This window comes from Photobacterium carnosum (assembly GCF_021236965.1).
In the GTDB taxonomy this organism is placed as follows: domain Bacteria; phylum Pseudomonadota; class Gammaproteobacteria; order Enterobacterales; family Vibrionaceae; genus Photobacterium; species Photobacterium carnosum.
On the sequence record NZ_WMDN01000025.1, the window covers coordinates 17,868 to 39,865 of the forward strand.

Below are 21,998 nucleotides of genomic sequence, written 5' to 3' on the forward strand. Positions count from 1 at the left end.
TTAATCAATGAGTAACCATGATTACCAAAGCGTTTTATCATTCGGTAAATGCAGTAACGCTTTTAACGATGGTGCTGCTTCAAGTAAAGAATATAAACGTTCACTGTGTTCTTCTAATAACTGACACGCTAATTCAGCATTACGTGCTAACACTGCTTTCATTAGTGCTTCATGCTCTCCGTTATCATGATACTGCTTTTCTGGCGATAAACGGGCATTCAATAAGAAATGGCGATAGCGTTCTTGCTGATCATAAATATGTGAAATCATGCTACGAATAAATTCAGAGCCTTCGCATGAAATTAACGATAAATGAAATTCTTTATGACGCAATTCCCATTCATCATAATCAAATAAAGCAGATTCTGGATTTAAACGATTAAGCTTATGAAAAGCAGTTAGAATCTGTAATTCCCAAGCTTCATCACCTTTTTTAATCGCATCTTGCAGCGCCACATGCCCTAATGCTAACCGCGTTTTTAAAATTCCCCGCAATTCATCGAGAGATACATTCGCTACCCAGAACCCTTTTTGTGGTTTCATGGTAACGTATTTTTGCCACGATAATTGCACCATCGCTTCTCGTAAAGGCGTACCGCCAACTTGGTAGCGTTCTTTTAACTCACTTAAAATAAGTTTCTGCCCAGCTTCGAATTCACCGCATAAAATATCATGCCGAATTTGGTACATTACTCTATCACTTATGGTTGCAAAGTCGTTTTTGTTCATATCAACTATCTAATCTTCATTACGTACAATAAAATACAAAACACAGCTTCAATAAAAGCCAATCACTTCTCATTATCGAATGATAATGACCTCTACATATCAAGAAAAGATATGTAATTACTAACTACTTCACCATTAGTTTAATACATTTTAAATGCATAACTAATCATTTAAAAATCAAATCATCCATTTGGTCGTACATTAATGTACCACTCAATATAGATAGTCAATTATCTACAACACTCAGCCTTTTAGACCAACAATGATAGTTTCTGATGTGGAAATCATAGCAAGCCTTTAAAATTAATGACTTAAACTATTCATTACAACATGTTGTAATACCATAGTGATATTTCAATATACTATATGTAGATTAAAATACTCTAAATATTATATTTATAACCATAATATTTAGAAATAGTAGCTTTCGTACTTTATCATGAGCAATATAGCGTTATTTATAACGTATAAAAAATATAATATTCAACATTGTTGTCTAACTATTACTTATAACTTACCGTATTTATTCTCTTTTTAGCATATTTATCATTAACATATTCAATTGACATAATCAACACAGTATATTTAGTCTCGCCATCATTTTGTGGGCATTAGTTCCGCTATTTAGATTGCATTATATTATTAATCAATATGAATATTTTCATAACAAAGCCTTTACAGTAATTCGGTCACACTCTGCTTAGATACTGGAGACTTATTTATGTCTTTCAATTACAATGCCTTATGTCATTAGTAATACCAATAGTCATTGGATTTCACTGTATATTTCATCTCCTGCTATTACGCTATTCATCGCTACTATTAGTGCATTTGTGGCGAGTGTTTTATTACTTCTAATTACCTGCATTAACGCATTAACGCATTAACGCATTAACGCATTAACGCATTAACGCATTAATATTATGCTCCTAATACCATAAAAGCATGTATAAATACACCTCGACAGTCACAACAACAAATGCTTAAAAATGCAAATTAAGCTATCACCATTTTGACAGTAAATTCACTTCACAAAGACAAGATCGATCATTATAATAAAATCGATTTTTATGGAAACACAGTTTAAATATCGATATTTTAGTTTAATTATTAGAGTATCGTTTTTTAAGTCTTTAGTACTTAACTGACAGATTTTGAGGTCTATAATGGCTAACTCCAATTCTTCACCCGCTAAAATTGGCGTATTTAGTTTCGTCATGATTACCGCTGCGGTTGTTATGAGTGTACGTACACTCCCAATGACAGCCCAGCCAGGAATGATGACGATATTCTTAACGCTAGCTGCAGCTATTTGTTTCATGATTCCAACGGCACTTGTTTCAGCAGAGCTTGCAACAGCTTGGCCTGAAGATGGTGGTATTTTCATCTGGGTTCGTGAAGCATTTGGCGAACGTATGGGTTTCATTGCGGTATGGATGCAGTGGATTCAAATGGTTTTCGGCATGACATCAATTTTGATGATTGTCGGTGCAATATTCGCTTATGCTTTTGATCCCGCATTAGCACAAAATAAGATGTACATTCTTGCCGTGATCTTAGTGGTTTATTGGGCATGTACGCTAGGTAATATGCGTGGTGTTAAAACACTAGGGTGGGTATCGACTCTTTGTGTAATCTTGGGTGTGTTCTTACCATTTTTTGTTCTTGTAGCATGTGCAATTGCCTATCTTGCAAGTGGCCACCCTATTGTTACTGACCTTTCATTCACTACAGCAAACCTTATTCCTGATTTTTCAGATAGAGGCACTTGGGCACTGTTCATCGGCTTCGTATTCGTCGTAATGGGTATGGAAGTATCAGCGTCTAACGTATCTCACGTTAAAAATGCTGAACGTAACTACCCAATCGCAGTATTCCTAGTAGCATTATTTGTTGTGATTGTTTCGGTTGTGGGTTCATTCGCAATCTTTATTGGTATTCCAACTAAACACATCTCAATGACCGCAGGTCTTATCCAAGCATTCCAAACATATTTCAATATGTTTGGTATAGGCTGGTTAACACCTATCATGGCAATCTGTATGGCAATTGGTCTTGCTGGTCAAGTTAACTCTTGGGTACTAGGTCCAGTTCGTGGTCTACAAGCAACAGCTAACGCTGGTGCACTACCTAAATTACTTCAAAAAACAAACAATGAAGGCGTGCCTGTTAACCTTATTTACCTACAAGCTATCCTAATTTCAATTGTTGGTGTATGTATCTGTGTCATGCCTAACGTGGATTCTTTCTACTTTATGCTTCTAGGTTTAACGTCTTTAGTTTATATCGTTGCTTACCTACTAATGTTCTCTGCCGCTATTTACTTACGTTATAAGCGTCCAGATATTAAGCGCAGCTTTACCGTTCCTGGTGGCAACATTGGTATGTGGATTTGTTCAGGCTTAGGTATCGCAACCTGTCTACTAGCTGGTTACTTTGGCTTCCAGCCACCATCAAGCTATGTTGGCACTTCTAAAGATTACTTTAACTTTCAGTTATTTGGCTTAATCGTCATGATTATTATTCCAATTATTGTATATGCATGGGGTAAACGATCAAACAAAGCAGAATCAGCAAAAGCAGCGGTTAAAGCACACTAATTAATATAAACCGCCTTAACGTTTATCGACGCTATCGCAGGAAATAATTAAAGAGAACAGCCGTAACCATTAAAACTTATCGGCAATGGTTGTCTCTCTTATCACAATCAATTTAGCGGTCTCAGACCAAAAATCATTAAATTAACTACTAAAACACAATATTCATTACGACTAATAAGCGGTCTTTTGAATTGCGTTTATTGATAAATAAATAGGTTTTATTATGAACGAAAAGATGAACGTGGATGCCCTATTTTTAGGTCCAAAATCAGAAAATCAAGTATTCTTCAAAGAAATGATGGATTATGCAATCAGTGAACATATGCACTGGCGTTCTGATTTCCATCCTGAAGATGCACCATTGATGACTCCTGTTACTCAACACCAACCTGATTTTCGCGATACGCTTTACCGTACAGAAGGCATTTTACAAGATTTATCTGCACGCCTTAAAACACAATCCGTGCCTTGGTTCTCTCCTCGTTACCTTGGCCATATGAATGCTGATACACTAATGGTATCAAACCTTGCATACGTGATGACCATGCTTTATAACCCAAATAATTGTGCACATGAGGCTTCTCCTGTGACAACAGAACTTGAGTTAGCTGCAGGTCATGACCTATGCCGTATGTTTGGCTACGATGTAAATAAATCTTGGGCACACATAACTTCAGGTGGTACGGTCGCTAACTATGAAGGTGTTTGGGTTGCTCGTAACCTTAAAACAATGCCTCTTGCTATTGCGGCTTGTGATAAATCAAAAGATCTTGTTGAAGGTATGACTGAGCATCAGTTACTTAACATGAAATCTAAAGATATTCTTGATTTAACGGATGAATTGAAAAAACGCGGTATTTTTGAAGAAGTTCGTGCACTAACAGCTCGTGGTATCGGTGTCGATGCAGGCAAGCTAGGTAAATTCCTCGTTCCTCGTTCTAAGCACTACTCTTGGATGAAAGCAATGGACGTACTTGGCCTAGGTCAAGAACATATTGTTCCATTAGATGTTGATGGTAACTACCGCACTGATGTTGAAAAAATGCGTGAAGTGACCTTTAAGCTCATGGAAGAAGGCACTCCGATCCTTGGTATGGTATCTGTTGTCGGTACAACAGAAGAAGGTTCTATTGATGCCGTTAATGAAGTGATGAAACTTCGTCAAGAATGTGAAGAAAAATACGGTGCATCTTTCTACGTTCATATTGATGCGGCATACGGCGGTTACGTACGTTCAATGTTCCTTGATGATAACAACCAATTTATGGAATATGATGCACTAATTGAACGTTATCGCAACGACGATATTATTCCTGAAGGCGTCGTATGGCCTAAACGTGCGGTATATGATGCGTTTGCTGCAATGTCAGAAGCTGACTCTATCACTGTCGATCCACATAAAGTTGGTTTCATTCAATATGCTGCAGGTGCTGTAGCAATGAAAGATAAACGTATTGTTGATTTAATCTCTTATCACGCGGCTTATGTTTTTGAAGAAGCAGACGATGATAACGAAGAAAACAAACAAGTTGTGCTAGGTTCTTCTATTATGGAAGGCTCAAAAGCAGGTGCAACGGCTGCTGCTGTTTGGGCTGCACACCGTCTTGTTCCACTAAACGTAAGTGGTTACGGTCATGTTATCGGCCGTGGTATTGTAACTGCTGACTGGTTTGCAAAAAAACTTGCAACAGCAGAACCTTTTGTTGTCGATGGTCGCCGCTTTGAGGTTCGCCCTCTTATGCACCCAGACTTCCATATGGTTGACTTTACTTTCAAAGAAATTGGTAATGACAGCTTAGAAGAACACAACAAACTCAACCAACGCATTTACGAACTATGCTCTTACGCAACAGGTCGTACCTACACTAAAGATTTCTTAACCTCTTCGACTTCTCTATCAGAAGAAGAATACGGTCAAACCCCACATATTTATGCAGAAAGCCGTGGCTTTAGTGAAAATGAGTGGAACACTGTAGGTTCTGTTTATATTCTTCGCTCAGCGGTAATGACTCACTTCCTACGTGATGAAATTCGTTTTAATAATTACTGGAATAACCTTCGTGATGTATTCACAAGTCTTCTAAGTGAAATTATTGATGAAGAAAACAAACAGAAATTAGCACATACAGCTGCTTAATAAGGAACCCAACGCCAGTCTTTATGACTGGCGTCTTTTATAATAATGAAATCAATCTACATTTATATTAATTATCGTCGGTTATTTATTATTGATCATTAATATTACCTAAAACCTAGATAACGATTCAGCTTATTTACAGGATAAACGTCATGAATATAAAATCTATTGGCGCGACACTGCTTATTTCCGGAACAATGCTTGGCGCAGGAATGCTTGCTTTACCCTTAATTTCTGCAGGGTTAGGCATTTATAACACCATTTTATTATTGGCTTTTTTATGGGTTACCATGACCTATACAGGGCTAATGTTATTAGAGATCTGTCTTAACTATCCAGAAGGAACTGGACTTGAAGCGATTGCCTATGATTTATTTGGGAAACCAGGGAAATGGGTTATTAATATATCGCTATTATTATTACTTTATGCATTATCTTGTGCTTATATTGCGGGTGCCTCTTCTATATATAAAAATGATTTCAATGATTATTTTAATATAACTCTACCCTCTCATACTATCGCAATTATATTTACTTTAATCATTGCAACTATTGTATTTATTAGTACTAAAGCGGTAGACATTGCTAATCGTGTATTATTCACCGGTAATATTGTTATTTTCTTTATTCTTGCCATTACTATAATTCCTTATATTCATGGTCATTTTTTAGTCAGTCACCACGATTCTGTTAAATATGCTTTTGCCGCTATTCCTGTATTTATTACTGCCTTTGGTTTTCATGGCAGCGTACCCAGCATGGTGAAATATATTGGTCGTGATAAGCCAAAAACATTACGTAATATTTTTATTGCGGGTGGTTTAATCCCATTGATTGTTTATATTATATGGGAAATCAGTATGCTAGGCTCATTGCCTCGATTTGGTAATCATAGTTTTCAATATGTTGCACAACACGGTTCAAGTGTTGGTGTAATGCTTCAACAAATGCAGAAATACATTCAAAATAACAACATTACTTACCTAATTAGTGCATTCTCATCCATCGCGATGTTCACTTCCTATCTATGTGTTTCATTAGGGTTATTTGATTCATTGGCAAGTACCTTCAAACGTGGTAATAATACAATAGACAGATTAATGACTGCTGTACTGTGCTACTTGCCACCCTTGGTTTTCACTATTGTGTATCCCAATGGCTTTGTCCCAGCTTTAGGTGCCGCAGCAATTTTCTTAACAATCCTAGCAATTCTTTTTCCTGTACTTGCCCTTAGAAAACTTCGTGGTAAACAACATCAAATTGAATATAATGTAGCAACGAATAATATAACGTTGTTTGTTGTAGGATTTATTGGTCTACAGGTCATAATAAACCAGATACTGACATTGAATAATGCCGTACCTATTTTTAATTAAACGTAAATAAAATGATTATTGGAGAATACATGAATCATTTGAATTTAATTCAGGAACTTAAAGATCGCGGTCTGATCGCTCAAATTACGGATGAAGAAGCTTTAAGCGAACGTTTAGCGAAAGGTCCGATTACATTATATTGCGGCTTTGATCCAACGGCAGATAGTTTACACCTAGGTCATTTAGTACCTCTACTTTGTCTTAAGCGCTTCCAAGAAGCAGGCCATAATCCAGTAGCTTTGGTTGGTGGTGCTACCGGTATGATTGGTGACCCAAGCTTTAAAGCGACTGAGCGTTCACTTAATACTTTAGATATTGTTGCTGATTGGGTAACTAAAATCCAACGTCAAGTTTCTCCTTTCTTAGATTTTGACAACGCAACTAATCCTGCTCGTATGGTAAACAACCATGACTGGTTCGGTAGTATGGATGTATTAACATTCTTACGTGATATTGGTAAACACTTCTCTGTTAACCAAATGATCAGCAAAGAGTCTGTTAAGCAACGTATTAACCGTGACGAAGTAGGTATCTCTTTTACTGAGTTCGCTTACAGCTTATTACAGTCTTATGACTTTGCAAGCATGAACAAAGAAATGGGCATGGAACTTCAAATTGGTGGTTCTGACCAATGGGGTAACATCACAGCAGGTATCGACCTAACTCGTCGTATGAACCAACAGCAAGTGTTCGGTATGACTGTACCGCTAATCACAAAATCTGATGGTACTAAATTTGGTAAAACTGAAGGCGGCGCTGTTTGGTTAGACCCAAGCAAAACGAGCCCATACAAGTTCTACCAATTCTGGATGAACACGGCTGATGCTGACGTATACCGTTTCCTACGTTTCTTTACTTTCCTTTCTGAAGAAGAAATTCAACAGATCGAAGAAGCTGATCGTAATAGCGGCAAAGCACCTCAAGCACAACGTATTCTTGCAGAAAAAGCAACGGCACTAGTACACGGTCAGGCACAATTAGAAGCAGCACAAAATATTACACGCTGCCTATTTGAAAATGACCTTGAGCATTTATCAGAGTCTGATTTTGCACAACTAGCACAAGATGGCATGCCAACAGCGGCTGCATCTAGTGAAGATGATCTTCAGCAAGTACTTGTTAACGCTGAACTTGCCACATCTCGTAGCCAAGCTAAAACTCACATCGAGTCAAATGCTATCATGGTTAATGGCGAAAAAGTAGGTGATACTTACTACGCATTCCAAGATACTGACAAGCTGTTTGGTCGTTATACACTTATCCGTCGTGGTAAGAAAAACTACAGCCTTATCGTTTGGGGTTAATCCTAAACTGATAACTGTTATCTAGCTTATAGATAGCACTAAAAACCACCGTTACTATAATAACGGTGGTTTTTTATTATCATCTTCCTCTCAAAGTCTCGCACTTCGTCCCTCTTATCTCAAAACCTTGTATCTCTTAACCTTATACCTCAACCTTCGAAAAATAAGACTCACCCTGCATAATTTGATATTTTTATTAATAAATCCTCATTTAATTTGATTTAGCCCCAAGCTCTACTCGCCTGTTTACGTTTACAGTCATAACATCCAATGACTACTTGAAATTAAAATTATGTCTACCATTAATCAACAACGCCTTATTAACCATTTCATTGAACTGATCAAAATCAACAGCGAATCACGCAATGAGAAAGCGATTGCCGAAACACTGGCCGAACAATTAGGTGAATTAGGTTTTAGCGTTCATCGCCTACCCGTACCAGAAGCTATTTCTAATGGTTTTAATATTTATGCACGTTTAGACGGCAATATTAATGACACTATTGCGATTAGTTGTCACATGGATACGGTGAATCCGGGGAATGATATCGAACCTATTATTGAAGATGGTATTATTCGTTCAAAAGGCGATACCATTTTAGGTGGGGATGATAAATCAGGTATTGCTGCCGTTATGGAAGCGGTACGTTGTATTCAAGCAGATAATCGTGATCATAAAACAATTGAGCTTGCTTTTACCGTTCACGAAGAAGGTGGTTTACAAGGTTCAAAACTGTTTGATATGAGCTATATCACCGCAAATAAAGCGATTGTATTAGATTCAGGCGGTGCCATTGGTGCCATCGTAACCACTGCACCCGGTCAGCAAAGCTTGCGAATTACAATCACCGGCAAATCAGCCCACGCAGGTTTAGCACCAGAAGACGGTATTAATGCGTTAACCGTTGCTGCTGACGCTATTACTAATATGCGTTTATCACGTATTGATGAAGAAACGACCGCTAATATCGGTGTGGTTCAAGGCGGGCAAGTCACTAATATCGTAATGCCGTCACTTTATCTTGCAGCAGAAGCCCGTTCTTTAAATGACACCAAGCTTGAACGCCAAACCGCACATATGATTGAGACATTTGAACACGCAGCCGCAAAACATGGTGCGAGTATTAATATTGAATCAAACCGTTCTTACAATGCTTACCACATTGAAGACAATGATCCCCACGTACAAAGTATCATGGCGGCGTTTAATGTTAATGGCTTAACACCGTTTACCAAATCAACTGGTGGTGGTAGTGATGCCAATGTGTTTAATGGTAAAGGTTTAAAAACAGTCAATTTATCAACAGGTATGAGTAAAGTTCATACAACAGAAGAATTTATTACTGTTGATGACATGACAAAAATCACTGAGTTCATGTACACTTATTTATGCAGCAATAACTAATATTTACTGCAAATATAACAATATCAAACAAAACAACAACAATGTCTTACTTGTTTTTATTAATTTTAACAATAAGCGAGACATTGTATTTATAAATATACTTATTAAGCTAAATAACAAATTAATATTATTAACAATTAACTTTATCATACTGCATAAATAACCCTCTATCAGAATAGATTTAAATAGCATATACTCTGAAAGCCTATTTTATTATTACACTTGTTGAATAATAAAATACTATAGATAAATTTTATAGTTACCATAAAAAATATTTTATATATAAATTGCAATACCCTAAATAGAAGATTTAACAATGGATATTAAAAAGCTTACACCTAAAGAAAAAGATCTATTTATTAAAGTATTATCTGGGTGTTATCAACGCTTAACAGCCGCACAAATAGAAGCAAATGAACTCACAAAAGAAGGGTTTCAACTACTGTTTAAATCTGTTTATAAAGATGTTAATAATACTAATAAATTATAAAAATATCATGAAAAAGTCCATTCAATAATGAGGCGTACAAGCTCATCAAGCCACTACATATATACGCCTCAATAAAAATGCTTATTTACCGCGAAAATAGTGTTGAGCAACAAAAGGCATTTTCGTCACCGCCATTGGTAATCTTTTTCCGCGGACTTCTGCAAATAAAACCGTATTAAGATCGCTATACATTGTAGCAACATAACCCATCGCTACAGGCATCGCTATCGATGGTCCAAAAGTCCCACTGGTTACAACCCCCACTTGATTATTATTACCATCAAATAATAGACAGCCTTCTCGTACAGGTGCTTTAGTTTGGCCAACCAAACCCACTCGCTTACGACTTATCTTTTTAGTTTCTATCTGATCTAAAATAATATCAGCACCAATAAACCCCCCCGTACGATCACCATCAGCACGACGACTTTTACTTATTCCCCATAATAAACTCGCCTCAACGGGTGTGGTGGTATTATCAAGATCATGACCATATAAACAGAGTCCACATTCTAAACGCAGTGAATCACGCGCCCCTAACCCTATCCATTCAACATTTTTATCGTCAAGTAATATGGTTGCTAATGCTACCGCATGTGAATTTGGCACTGAAATTTCAAAACCATCTTCACCCGTATAACCTGAACGACTGACATAACATTCCTGACCTAACAGTTCGATACAAACCGCATCCATAAATACCATGTTACGTACCTGAGGATTTAATTGAGCCAATACATCAACCGCTTTAGGTCCTTGAAGTGCTAACAATGCTCGATCGTGTATGACTTCAAGTTCAACATCTGCCAATAAATGAGCCTGTAAGTGATCAATATCCTCCATTTTACAAGCGGCATTAACCACAACAAACAGATGATCCCCGAAATTTGTCACCATTAAATCATCTTTAATACCCCCCATGTCATTGGTAAAAAAAGCATAACGCTGTTTTCCTTTAGGTAAATCGACAATATCGACAGGTACTAATGTTTCAAGCATTTTAGCTGCATTTTCGCCATGTAGCCGCAGTTGTCCCATATGAGAAACATCAAATAATCCCACTGCATTACGACAATGAAGATGCTCTTTTTTAACGCCTAATGCATATTGAACCGGCATTTCATAACCAGCAAATGGCACCATTTTAGCGCCCATATTGACATGCATAAAATACAACGGGGTCTGTAATAAATGTTGAGACATGATGATCTACTCCCAGTAGCAACAAAGGTTATCCAATGATTGTTTTACCCTACCAAAAGCGCTATAGGAACGGAAAAGCCAAAGACTGATATCTTGATCAGATCCGCAATATTGTTAAATAGCTATGACAACAAGCAAACGCTTACGTAGAATTCAACCCAATGTAATAACATTCATGCTTTAAAAATAAATAATCGCAATATTAATTAACATAACGTCTCAACAATATGGCAACTAAGGAGTATATATATGGAAATGACACTAAAATTCACAGCTAGTCATGAGTGGGTACGTGATAACGGTGACGGCACCATTACAATGGGCATTTCAGATCATGCACAGAAATTATTAGGCGATGTCGTTTTTGTTGATCTTCCTGATATTGGGGATGTAACTGATGCGGGCAAAACCTTTTCATTAGTAGAATCGGTTAAAGCGGCGTCTGATATTTACGCACCGGTAAGCGGACAAATTCTTGAGACCAATAGCGCCTTAGATGATAGTCCTGAGTTAATTAATGAAGACCCTTATAATGGCGGTTGGATTGCGACCATTAAATTAGATGATATATCGCAACTCAACGAGTTAATCGACAGTGATACTTACCTTGCTTCCATCGTTGAAGAATAATCCACCGCCAAGGAAAGAAAGATGACTTCGACCACACTGCTCAATGCCCTCAGTGATGATACTAGTTTTGCTCAGCGCCATAATGGTCCTAGCGTATCGCAACAACAGCAAATGTTGGCGACAATTGGTGCATCCAGTATAGAACAGCTCATTCAGCAAACGCTGCCAGCGGCCATCGCATTACCCCAGCCAATGGCATTACCACCCGCTCAAAGCGAAGCGAATATGCTTGCATCACTCAAGCAAATTTCGGCTAAAAACATTGTTAATAAAAGCTATATTGGACAGGGATATTATAATACCCATACGCCAAATGTAATTTTACGCAATATTCTAGAAAATCCAGGTTGGTACACCGCTTATACTCCTTATCAACCTGAAATTTCACAAGGCCGCTTAGAGTCATTGCTTAATTTTCAGCAATTAGTCATGGATATGACGGGCATGGATCTGGCAAATGCTTCACTACTTGATGAAGCAACGGCGGCCGCAGAAGCGATGACGTTATGTCTTCGTGCTGGTAAAAGTAAAAGCACGCAGTTTTTCATTGCCGCTAATGTTCATCCGCAAACTATTGATGTTGTTAAAACACGTGCGCACTTTATTGGGGTGGAAATCATTATTGGTGAACCTCAACAATTGAATGATCACAATGTGTTTGGTGGTTTATTACAATACCCCGCCACCAATGGTCAAATTGATGATTTAACCGATATTATTACCACCGCGTATAACAACAAAACCTTAGTTACCGTTGCCAGTGATTTACTTGCATTAACGTTATTAACCCCGCCCAGTGAAATGGGTGCTGATGTGGTGATTGGCAGCGCACAACGTTTTGGTGTTCCAATGGGGTTTGGTGGACCACATGCTGGCTTTATGGCAACCAAAGATCAGTACAAACGCACCATGCCAGGCCGCGTGATTGGAGTATCTAAAGATTCAAAGGGCAACCGTGCGCTTCGAATGGCAATGCAAACCCGTGAACAACATATTCGTCGTGAAAAAGCGACCTCTAACATTTGTACCGCTCAAGCCTTACTTGCCAACATGGCGGCTTTTTATGCGTTATATCATGGACCTGAAGGTCTTAAAAAAATAGGACGGCGGGTACATCACCTTACCGCTATATTAGCCGCAGGTTTACGTGATAATGGCTTTATCATTGAAAATATTACCTTTTTTGATACCCTGACTTTACTCACGGCAGAGAATACTGATAGCCTCTATCAACAAGCATTAGATGCTGGTATTAACCTTCGTAAATATGATCATAAACTCGGCATTAGTATTGATGAAACCACATCAGCTGATGACATTGAAATATTACTCACATTATTAACTGGCAAAGCCTTATCGATTGATCATTACAGTAGCCTAATTACCAATGACGAATTTGCTGCAATTCCAACGCGTTGCCAACGCCAAAGTGATTACCTAACGCACCCTGTTTTTCATCGCTATCATAGTGAAACCAACATGATGCGATACATGAAGCAACTTGAAAATAAAGATTATTCACTGACCCACGGCATGATCCCGCTCGGTAGCTGCACCATGAAACTTAATGCTGCGGCTGAAATGATCCCTGTTACGTGGCCTGAATTTGGTCAATTACACCCTTTTGCGCCTAATTCTCAAACATTGGGTTATCAAGAATTAACCCAAAAGCTATCAGCCATGTTATGTACCATCACGGGTTACGATGCCGTATCACTGCAACCTAACTCAGGCGCACAGGGTGAATATGCAGGTCTGATTGCCATTCAGCGTTACCATCAAGCCAATGGCGATAGTCACCGTAATATATGCTTAATTCCAAGTTCAGCCCACGGTACCAACCCGGCTTCTGCGGCAATGGTGTCGATGCAAGTTGTCGTTGTGGGTTGTGATGAACAAGGCAATATCGATCTTAATGATTTACAAACAAAAATTGATCAGTACCGCGATAATTTATCCTGCATTATGATCACCTACCCTTCAACACATGGTGTCTATGAAGAAGGTGTTCAACAAGTCTGCGAACGTGTCCATGTCGCTGGTGGTCAAGTGTATCTTGATGGCGCAAACATGAATGCCCAAGTAGGATTAACCAGCCCGGGTTTTATCGGCTCAGATGTCTCACACCTAAACCTCCATAAAACTTTCTGTATTCCACATGGCGGTGGTGGCCCTGGTGTGGGTCCTATCGGAGTTAAATCACACCTAAGTCCCTTCTTACCCGGTCACATTGATAGCCACCAGCCACAGAACAATCAATATGCAGTATCAGCAGCAGCATTAGGTTCTGCCTCTATTTTACCTATTTCATACGCTTATATTACAATGATGGGTGAAGCAGGGCTAAAACAAGCGACCGAGTTAGCCATTTTAAATGCCAACTATGTGATGGAACGTTTACGTCCACATTACTCAGTGTTATATCGAGGAACACAAGGTCGCGTCGCCCACGAATGTATTATTGATATTCGTCCGATTAAAGCCGCCTCTGGTATTTCAGAAGAAGACATCGCTAAACGCTTGATGGACTACGGCTTTCATGCGCCAACAATGTCGTTCCCTGTTGCTGGCACATTAATGATTGAACCAACAGAATCAGAAGATTTAACTGAGTTAGATCGTTTTTGTGACGCGATGATTGCCATTCGTGAAGAGATTAATCAGGTACAAACCGGAGCATGGTCTTTGGAAGATAACCCATTAGTCAATGCACCCCACAGCCAAGTTGATTTACGAACCGCTGAATGGACACATTGTTATAGCCGAGATATCGCTTGCTTCCCATCAGCACATACAAAAAATGCCAAATACTGGCCAAGTGTCAATCGGGTTGATAATGTTTATGGGGATCGGAATTTAGTGTGTTCTTGCCCTAATATTGATAGTTATATGGATAAGTAATAATAACTATTAATACCTTTATAAGATTATGATAATGAAGGCGACTCAATATCTTAATTCGTCTTCATTATATTTGAACTGCCGTTTTTGATAAATACATCAAAAATAAAATCCACAACACATATCAAAAATTTTAACATTACCTACAAATATTGACACCAAAAACAAACAAATCACTATACAAGTTACGTTCTTTGATCAAATATAAATCAACATGCATATGATCATAAAAGGACTTATTGATGTATTCATTTCTCAATACTAAACGTTCACTCAATGAACGGCTAAACCTCTTTACTTCTTCCGTCCAAAAAATTCACCCTGAAATTATTGGTATTGCCGTTACACGTATGGACGATCACGATAATCTATATTCAGTCTATCGTAGCCCTGATTATGGCGATAACTTTCCCACTTTTATTGCCTCTATCGCTCAATCACCGCGCTTAAGTAAAATGCGTTCATCGTTAGAACTGAATATTATTGATAACATGTTATCTCATCAATCGTCGGTAAAAAAAATTCATTTACGATTATTACAAAGCCACTGTATTTCAAGTATGGCATGCCCAATTTATACTAACGATACCTTTATTGGGGTGTTATTTATTAACGCTAAAATAAAAGATTTCTTTAGTGATAAAGTTGATTATTTCACTACTTTTTCGATTCTAATTACCTTACTAATCACTGATGATTTCAATAATAAAAAAGCATTTCATTCTATTGTTAAAACCGTTTTGTTATTAAGTCATCATAAAGATCCTGAAACTCAAAATCATTTAAAAAGAGTTGCTGAGTATAGTCGTTTAATTGGGCTTTACTTGGTTAAAAAAGGCAAATGTAATGGTGATTTTGTTGATTCGGTTTATCATTTTTCTGACATGCACGATGTGGGGAAATCTTTAATTCCAGAAGAAATATTATATTCAACAGAAATATATACTGATGAAGAAAGAGCAGTTATGAATCAACACCCAGAATTAGGGTGTCAACTTCTATCAAATATACTCACCACCTTTAAATACGATAATCATCAAGAGCTCAATATTATTCTTAATATTATTCGGCATCATCATGAGCGTTACGATGGTAATGGTTACCCCGATAAACTAGAAGGCATCGAGATCCCATTAGAAGCGCGTATTGTGACAGTTGCAGATGTTATTGATGCGCTATTAAGCCATCGGCCTTATAAACAACCGTGGTCAATAGAAGATGTTGAACTGTATTTAATCAATGGATCAGGAACACTGTTTGATCCTCTTTGTATTGATGCCATTTTGCATTCTCTCGATAAAGTGACATTGATTCAAAGCCGTTATCCTGATGTTATTGAAGAAGAACTACCCGTATAGCACTTGAAAATAACAATTTTATCCTTATTTAATGCTATACCATCTAATGGTATAGCTGCTTGCTAATACCAGATTAAAGCAGCATCACCAAAATATTAAAAGCCTGTTATCGCTAATTTTTCCTTATTTTCATTAATAATCATAATATTTAGCCGAGAATACGAAATTAAATTTGTGATTTCGAGCTAAAATTAACGAGGTAAAATTGATAAAAATAATAAAAAACAGAATAACGAATACATATTTATAAAAAATAACTCATTAAAACTTTGTATTATTCCTACAGCCAATAAATATTCACCTATACGATATGAAATGTAATATTACTTATGGTAACGACAAGAAGATGAAATTGATAAATAACGCATAATAATTGATATTTTATGCATACATTATCAATTTATAGCGAATTATATTTTGCACAATTCAATCGATCATCCTAAAGCACCTGATGCTGAAAAATCATGGCAAATACCTGACACATTAATCATCATTTTTATCGTTGGCGTATTAGCAACTATCCTCACTTATCTCATTCCAGCAGGCAGTTTTACTCAACATGCAGTAAGCTTTATTGCTGATGGTGTAGAAAAAACACGTACCGTTATTGATCCGGCTTCTTTTAAATATGCTATTGATGCTAATGGTGAAAAAATATATAACACCGTTGGATTTTTTAGTGCTGGAGGCGGTATTGGCTTAATGAACTTTATGTTCGAAGGCTTAGTTTCTGGTGATAAATGGGGCTCAGCCATTGGCGTGATTATGTTCATGCTCGTCATTGGTGGCGCTTTTGGTGTTGTCATGCGTACTGGTGCCATCGATGCTGGTATTCTGGCGCTGATCCATAAAACAAAAGGCAATGACTTTTTATTCATTCCTGCTTTATTTGTCTTGTTTTCATTGGGCGGTGCTGTTTTTGGTATGGGTGAAGAAGCGATTGCCTTTGCCATCATTATTGCACCCTTGATGCTGCGCCTTGGTTACGATGGCATCACCACGGTAATGGTCACTTATGTCGCCACTCAAGTCGGTTTTGCATCATCATGGATGAACCCTTTCTCTGTCGCTATCGCACAAGGTATTGCTGGAGTGCCCGTACTTTCTGGTATGGAAGTTCGCCTTCCACTATGGGTAGGTTTTACCTTGATGGGTATTATCTTTACCATGCGTTATGCAGCGAAAATCAAACGTAATCCAGAATTATCTTATAGTTTTAAAACTGATCAATTTTTACGTGAAAAAACAGCAGAAGTTCAATCATCACAATGGAATATTGGTTATACCTTAGTCATCGCAACAGTAGCAATCACAACCGGTTGGGTGGTATGGGGCGTTGTGGCACACGCATGGTATATTCCTGAAATTGCATCTCAATTTTTCACTATGGGTTTTATTGCCGGTATTATTGGTGTTATCTTTAAACTTAATAATATGAAATTAAATGATATCGCAACCTCATTTAAAGAAGGTGCTGCTGTCATGCTTGCCCCTGCTCTACTTGTTGGTTGTGCTAAAGGCGTATTAATCATTCTTGGTGATGGCTCAGCCGATGAACCCAGCGTACTCAATAGCATTTTAAACAGTGCGGGTGGCGCAATCAGTGGTATTCCTGATGTAGCAGCAGTATGGATCATGTATCTATTCCAATCCGTGTTTAATTTCTTTGTGACATCAGGATCAGGTCAAGCCGCACTTACAATGCCATTACTCGCCCCCTTAGGTGATATTGCTGGTGTTTCTCGTCAAGTAACCGTACTGGCGTTCCAGTTAGGTGATGGTTTTACCAATATCGTGGTACCAACATCAGCATCATTAATGGGAACATTAGGGGTATGTCGTATTGATTGGGGTGATTGGATCCGTTTTAGCTGGCGCTTTATGTTGCTATTGTTCGTTACTTCAAGTGTGACGGTTGTTTGTGCTCACTTAGCTGGATTTAATTAATCATATGACCAATACCAATACCAATACCAATACCAATATAATAACGACCCAACTCTCGGGTGACATTATTAATAATATTGCGGTGATTTCAGCATTAAATGTTGACGATCTCGCTATTGGGCAGCATCAGTTTTGGTTCAACGTTGCAACTAATGCATTAAATCAAGATCAACATTTACCCATATGGATATTTAAAGGCCAGCAAGCGGGTAAAAAAGTAATGATCACCGCAGGCATTCATGGGGATGAACTCAATGGTATTTTAACCGCGCAACAACTGGCTCGTCAGCTACAACATACTGACATTTGTGGCAGCGTAATTATTGTTCCAGCGATTAATCTATCGGGTATTGTTCATCACCATCGTGATTTTCACGGTGCTGATCAAGATTTGTCTACCGTGAATCTTAATCGCTATTTCCCCGGTAACAATCAAGGTAATGCCGCTGAACGTTACCTTGCTCAATTATGGCAGCATTTATTATTACCAAATGCCGATATTGCGATAGATCTCCACACTCAAACCACGGGAACCTGTTACCCATTGTATGTGTTTGCTGATTTCCGGATTGAATCAGCACTGGCGATGGCGCGATTAATGACACCAGATGCGATCTTAAATGATCCTGGTGATCACGGTGTATTAGAAACTGTTTGGAATCAACATGGCGTTAGCGCGATCACTGTTGAAGTGGGTAGTGGTAAGATTACTCAACCAACGTTAATTAATCGTGCTGTTATGGGGGTTATGCAAATTATTAAAAACCAACACCATTTAACAACAGCAACCTTGACGCCTTGTGCGATAGAAGCGGATAACGTGACCTCTATTCAGGCTGATGTTGGCGGAATAACACTCGCAAATGTTGAGATGCTAGCGACTGTAAGCAAGGGCGATATTATCGCAACGCAATATGATCTGTTTGGTAATGAAATTAAACGTTATACCGCTCCTCGTGATGGCATAGTATTAAGCCATAATACGGATGCTTTACGTGACGCAGGGGCGTTAATTGTACGTCTTATTCACGATTAACCATTAAGTTGTACGCCATCACAATACCCATGCTAGATGAATGATTAGCATGGGTTATTATTAATCTAACGCTCATTTCCATTAAGTATTTTACCCACCTAACCGCTCTCTCTTTCCACCAAGATCATATAAATAAATACCACTAACCGTTAATTTGTCATAATTATCAAAGATCATTTACCAATAATGGTGCAATGTATGCTTTACTTGAGCAATAATAACCCTTTAAAGCATAATAGAAGGAATCTTATGGTGAAATATCTCAAATCAATCAAATATCTGTTTATCGTGTTACTGCTAACACAACTAACAGGCTGTGGTATCAATACCATCCCGACCCTTGATGAACAAGCTAATGCTGATTGGGCACAAGTGCAAAATAACTATCAGCGTCGTGCAGATTTAATTCCCAATTTAGTTGCAACCGTTAAAGGTTATGCTGCTCACGAAAAAGATACCTTAACCGCAGTGACAGAAGCTCGCGCTAAAGTTTCATCGATGCAAGTCACGCCGGAAACATTAAATAACCCACAAGCCTTTAAGAAATTCGAAGCCGCTCAAGGTCAACTAAGCAGTGCGTTATCTCGATTAATGGTTGTATCAGAACGCTATCCTGATCTAAAAGCTAACCAACAATTTATCGCACTTCAAGCACAGCTAGAAGGTACAGAGAATCGTATCGCTGTTGCACGTCGTGATTACATCAATGCAGTGAAAGCCTTTAATATTGAAATTCGCACTTTCCCTGGTCGTTTATGGCACTGGGCAATGTACAGCGATCTAAAAATCAAACCTAACTTCACAGCAACAACACCTAACGCTGATGTTGCGCCTAAGGTTGAATTCTAAATGAAAAAAGTCCTACTTATCTGTGGGCTTTTGTTGTTTGTCAGCCAGAGTGTATTGGCTGCAATCACTTTCCCTGTATTAACAGGGAGAGTGGTCGACGACGCTCATATGCTTAATCAAACTCAAACTCAACAGCTTGAACAAACGCTTGCCGCAGAAGAAAAATCATCGTCCAACCAAGTGGTGGTAGTAACCGTACCATCAACCAATGGCATTCCAATTGCCGATTATGGCTATCAACTCGGTCGTGCTTGGGGGATTGGACAAAAACAACATGACAATGGTGTATTGTTAATTATCGCTAAAAATGACAAAAAGATGCGTATCGAAGTCGGTTATGGCTTAGAAGGTGCATTACCTGATGCGATTGCAATTAACATTATTAATAATCACATTAAACCTGCTTTTAAGGCCGGTAAGTTCGCAACGGGAATCGATAATGGTGTAACTGCAATCATTGCTGCTATCCATGGTGAATACAAACCTGTTGCGACAGAAGATAAACCACCCTACGATTTCTATTTGTTTATTTTACTTGTAGTGATCATTCAAATTGTTGCCTTTAGCCGTCGTCGTCGCAACCGTTCAACCTATTATGGCCGCGATGGTGATGTTTTCACCAGTGGTGGCTTTGGCGGTGGTTTCGGAGGAGGTAGTAGTGGCGGCAGCGGTGGTGGTTTTAGTGGTGGCGGCGGTGGCTTTGGCGGCGGCGGTGCATCAGGAGGATGGTAATGAAATTATTTACAAATGAACAACTACAAACAATTAGCCAAACCATCAGTGATATGGAAAAAACCACCGATGCCGAGTTAATTACCGTAATGGCAACAAAGGCTGATGACTATTACTTTGTCCCAACCTTATGGGCGGCCATTATTGCGCTATTTGTTCCTGCACTGTTAATCATTACTCCATTATGGTTAGAGCTAACGGATATTCTATTAGTGCAATTAGCTGCTTTTATTGTTCTTACATTGATCTTTCGTATTCCAGCTATTAAGTACAGTTTATTACCAAAAGTAGTTAAACATCGCCGTGCAAGTCTGGTTGCTCGTGAGCAGTTTTTAGCCAATGGTGTTCATCGTACTAAACAGCATTTAGGGGTAATGATCTTTGTTTGCGAAGCTGAGCATTATGTTGAAATTTTAACAGATTATGGCATTAATGATTGTATCAGTGATGAAGCATGGCAAAGCATAGTCCGAGATTTCACCAAAGATGTTAAAGCAGGAAAAACATTTGAAGGCTTTATTCAGTGTTTACAGCAATCTGGTAAATTATTAACTAACGCCCTACCGTACACGGAAGAAAAAAATGAATTACCGAATTGTTTAGTCGTTATTGATTAACGTGTGAAACAATTCACCACTAATATTAATTGTTGAAATAGCCTGAGGTTATTTCAACAATTTATTTAAAACCCTAGCTTTTTATTTTCCATCCCTGTTCAGTTTTAATCTTTGTTAACTTTAGTTCTTGAGGCTGTATATCTCCAGCCTTAAAATTACCATATTGCATAGAAAGAGCCATTGTTCCAAAGGAAGACATTAGAGAATTACCTTTACTCTCTTGTTTAATTTCATTTAATCCCTTTAGAAAATGAATATCATAAGTAATATCAGCAATATATATCTTATTACTTTCTTCAAAACCATTTACTTTTTTAATGTTTTGAAACTCAAGAATATTTGAGAACTTAGATTCTTGTAACCCTTGTTCAATTTCATTTTTAATTACAGAGGTACTTGGAGCATCACTGCACCCATAAAGAAAAATTAATGATATAATAATAAATACCTTTTTCACATAAAACTCCATCTTTATATTTATCATGCTTATTACCAAGCACCTTATCCATTTCCTCTTATAAAATAAATGCCTACGAATTAATGATAGCTATAATCGTGTACTTCATCACAATAATTATTATTTTTATGCATCAATAAGAAAATCATAAAATTATGATAAAAAGCATAGAACAAAGATGATTGGACACCCATATGTTGTAATTCGCCCGTTATAAGTAACCTTGA

Annotated in this window: 17 protein-coding genes; 14 read left to right on the forward strand and 3 right to left on the reverse strand. The window is 37.9% G+C overall.

The features are described from left to right. Nucleotides 1-21 precede the first annotated feature (21 nt). Nucleotides 22-729, reverse strand: a complete 708-nt coding sequence (locus GLP24_RS17095; RefSeq protein WP_268833469.1) for a GntR family transcriptional regulator — start codon at nt 727-729, stop codon at nt 22-24. Nucleotides 730-1,895: 1,166 nt separating this feature from the next. Here GLP24_RS17095 and GLP24_RS17100 point away from each other — a divergent pair. The 6 genes from GLP24_RS17100 to GLP24_RS17125 all read left to right on the forward strand — a co-directional run bounded on the left by GLP24_RS17100 (nt 1,896) and on the right by GLP24_RS17125 (nt 10,041). Beyond that, nucleotides 1,896-3,329 carry an amino acid permease gene (locus tag GLP24_RS17100; RefSeq protein WP_232616304.1) on the forward strand — a complete coding sequence of 478 codons (1,434 nt, stop codon included), beginning with the start codon at nt 1,896-1,898 and terminating at the stop codon, nt 3,327-3,329. 223 nt (nt 3,330-3,552) lie between these two features. Next, nucleotides 3,553-5,466 (forward strand): pyridoxal phosphate-dependent decarboxylase family protein, encoded by a 1,914-nt coding sequence (locus tag GLP24_RS17105; RefSeq protein WP_232578178.1) that lies wholly within the window; start codon nt 3,553-3,555, stop codon nt 5,464-5,466. 152 nt (nt 5,467-5,618) lie between these two features. Beyond that, nucleotides 5,619-6,842 carry an amino acid permease gene (locus GLP24_RS17110; protein ID WP_232578179.1) on the forward strand — a complete coding sequence of 408 codons (1,224 nt, stop codon included), beginning with the start codon at nt 5,619-5,621 and terminating at the stop codon, nt 6,840-6,842. A gap of 29 nt (nt 6,843-6,871) precedes the next feature. Beyond that, on the forward strand, nt 6,872-8,146 hold the full coding sequence (tyrS, locus tag GLP24_RS17115) for a tyrosine--tRNA ligase (RefSeq protein ID WP_269155031.1): 1,275 nt from the start codon (nt 6,872-6,874) through the stop codon (nt 8,144-8,146). 292 nt (nt 8,147-8,438) lie between these two features. Further along, nucleotides 8,439-9,551 (forward strand): M20/M25/M40 family metallo-hydrolase, encoded by a 1,113-nt coding sequence (locus tag GLP24_RS17120; RefSeq protein ID WP_232616305.1) that lies wholly within the window; start codon nt 8,439-8,441, stop codon nt 9,549-9,551. 316 nt (nt 9,552-9,867) lie between these two features. Continuing rightward, nucleotides 9,868-10,041 (forward strand): hypothetical protein, encoded by a 174-nt coding sequence (locus GLP24_RS17125; RefSeq protein ID WP_232575839.1) that lies wholly within the window; start codon nt 9,868-9,870, stop codon nt 10,039-10,041. An 81-nt stretch (nt 10,042-10,122) separates the two neighbouring features. On the opposite strand, the gene gcvT is transcribed toward GLP24_RS17125, so the two are convergent. After that, the gene (gene gcvT, locus GLP24_RS17130; RefSeq protein WP_232616306.1) at nt 10,123-11,244 is read right to left on the reverse strand and encodes a glycine cleavage system aminomethyltransferase GcvT; all 1,122 of its coding nucleotides are present in this window, start codon (nt 11,242-11,244) and stop codon (nt 10,123-10,125) included. A gap of 249 nt (nt 11,245-11,493) precedes the next feature. On the opposite strand from gcvT, the gene gcvH reads away from it, so the two are divergent. The 8 genes from gcvH (at nt 11,494) to GLP24_RS17170 (ending at nt 21,314) form a co-directional block, all read left to right on the forward strand. Beyond that, on the forward strand, nt 11,494-11,874 hold the full coding sequence (gene gcvH, locus GLP24_RS17135; protein WP_101767642.1) for a glycine cleavage system protein GcvH: 381 nt from the start codon (nt 11,494-11,496) through the stop codon (nt 11,872-11,874). 21 nt (nt 11,875-11,895) lie between these two features. Next, the gene (gcvP, locus tag GLP24_RS17140; RefSeq protein WP_232616307.1) at nt 11,896-14,775 is read left to right on the forward strand and encodes an aminomethyl-transferring glycine dehydrogenase; all 2,880 of its coding nucleotides are present in this window, start codon (nt 11,896-11,898) and stop codon (nt 14,773-14,775) included. 242 nt (nt 14,776-15,017) lie between these two features. After that, on the forward strand, nt 15,018-16,133 hold the full coding sequence (locus tag GLP24_RS17145) for an HD-GYP domain-containing protein (protein WP_232616308.1): 1,116 nt from the start codon (nt 15,018-15,020) through the stop codon (nt 16,131-16,133). A 471-nt stretch (nt 16,134-16,604) separates the two neighbouring features. Next, nucleotides 16,605-18,080 (forward strand): putative basic amino acid antiporter YfcC, encoded by a 1,476-nt coding sequence (gene yfcC / locus GLP24_RS17150; protein WP_227990496.1) that lies wholly within the window; start codon nt 16,605-16,607, stop codon nt 18,078-18,080. A 40-nt stretch (nt 18,081-18,120) separates the two neighbouring features. Further along, entirely contained in the window at nt 18,121-19,116 is a 996-nt protein-coding gene (locus GLP24_RS17155; protein WP_407951515.1) for a succinylglutamate desuccinylase/aspartoacylase family protein, read from the forward strand. A 249-nt stretch (nt 19,117-19,365) separates the two neighbouring features. Then, complete coding sequence (locus GLP24_RS17160; RefSeq protein ID WP_221945266.1) at nt 19,366-19,965, forward strand: LemA family protein; 600 nt, start codon at nt 19,366-19,368, stop codon at nt 19,963-19,965. Further along, the gene (locus GLP24_RS17165) at nt 19,966-20,697 is read left to right on the forward strand and encodes a TPM domain-containing protein (RefSeq protein WP_232614376.1); all 732 of its coding nucleotides are present in this window, start codon (nt 19,966-19,968) and stop codon (nt 20,695-20,697) included. Continuing rightward, entirely contained in the window at nt 20,697-21,314 is a 618-nt protein-coding gene (locus tag GLP24_RS17170; RefSeq protein ID WP_232616311.1) for a TPM domain-containing protein, read from the forward strand. Before GLP24_RS17165 ends, GLP24_RS17170 begins: the two co-directional genes overlap by 1 nt. Nucleotides 21,315-21,387: 73 nt before the next feature. Here GLP24_RS17170 and GLP24_RS17175 read toward each other — a convergent pair whose 3' ends face one another. After that, the gene (locus GLP24_RS17175; RefSeq protein ID WP_232616312.1) at nt 21,388-21,771 is read right to left on the reverse strand and encodes a hypothetical protein; all 384 of its coding nucleotides are present in this window, start codon (nt 21,769-21,771) and stop codon (nt 21,388-21,390) included. Nucleotides 21,772-21,998 lie beyond the last annotated feature (227 nt).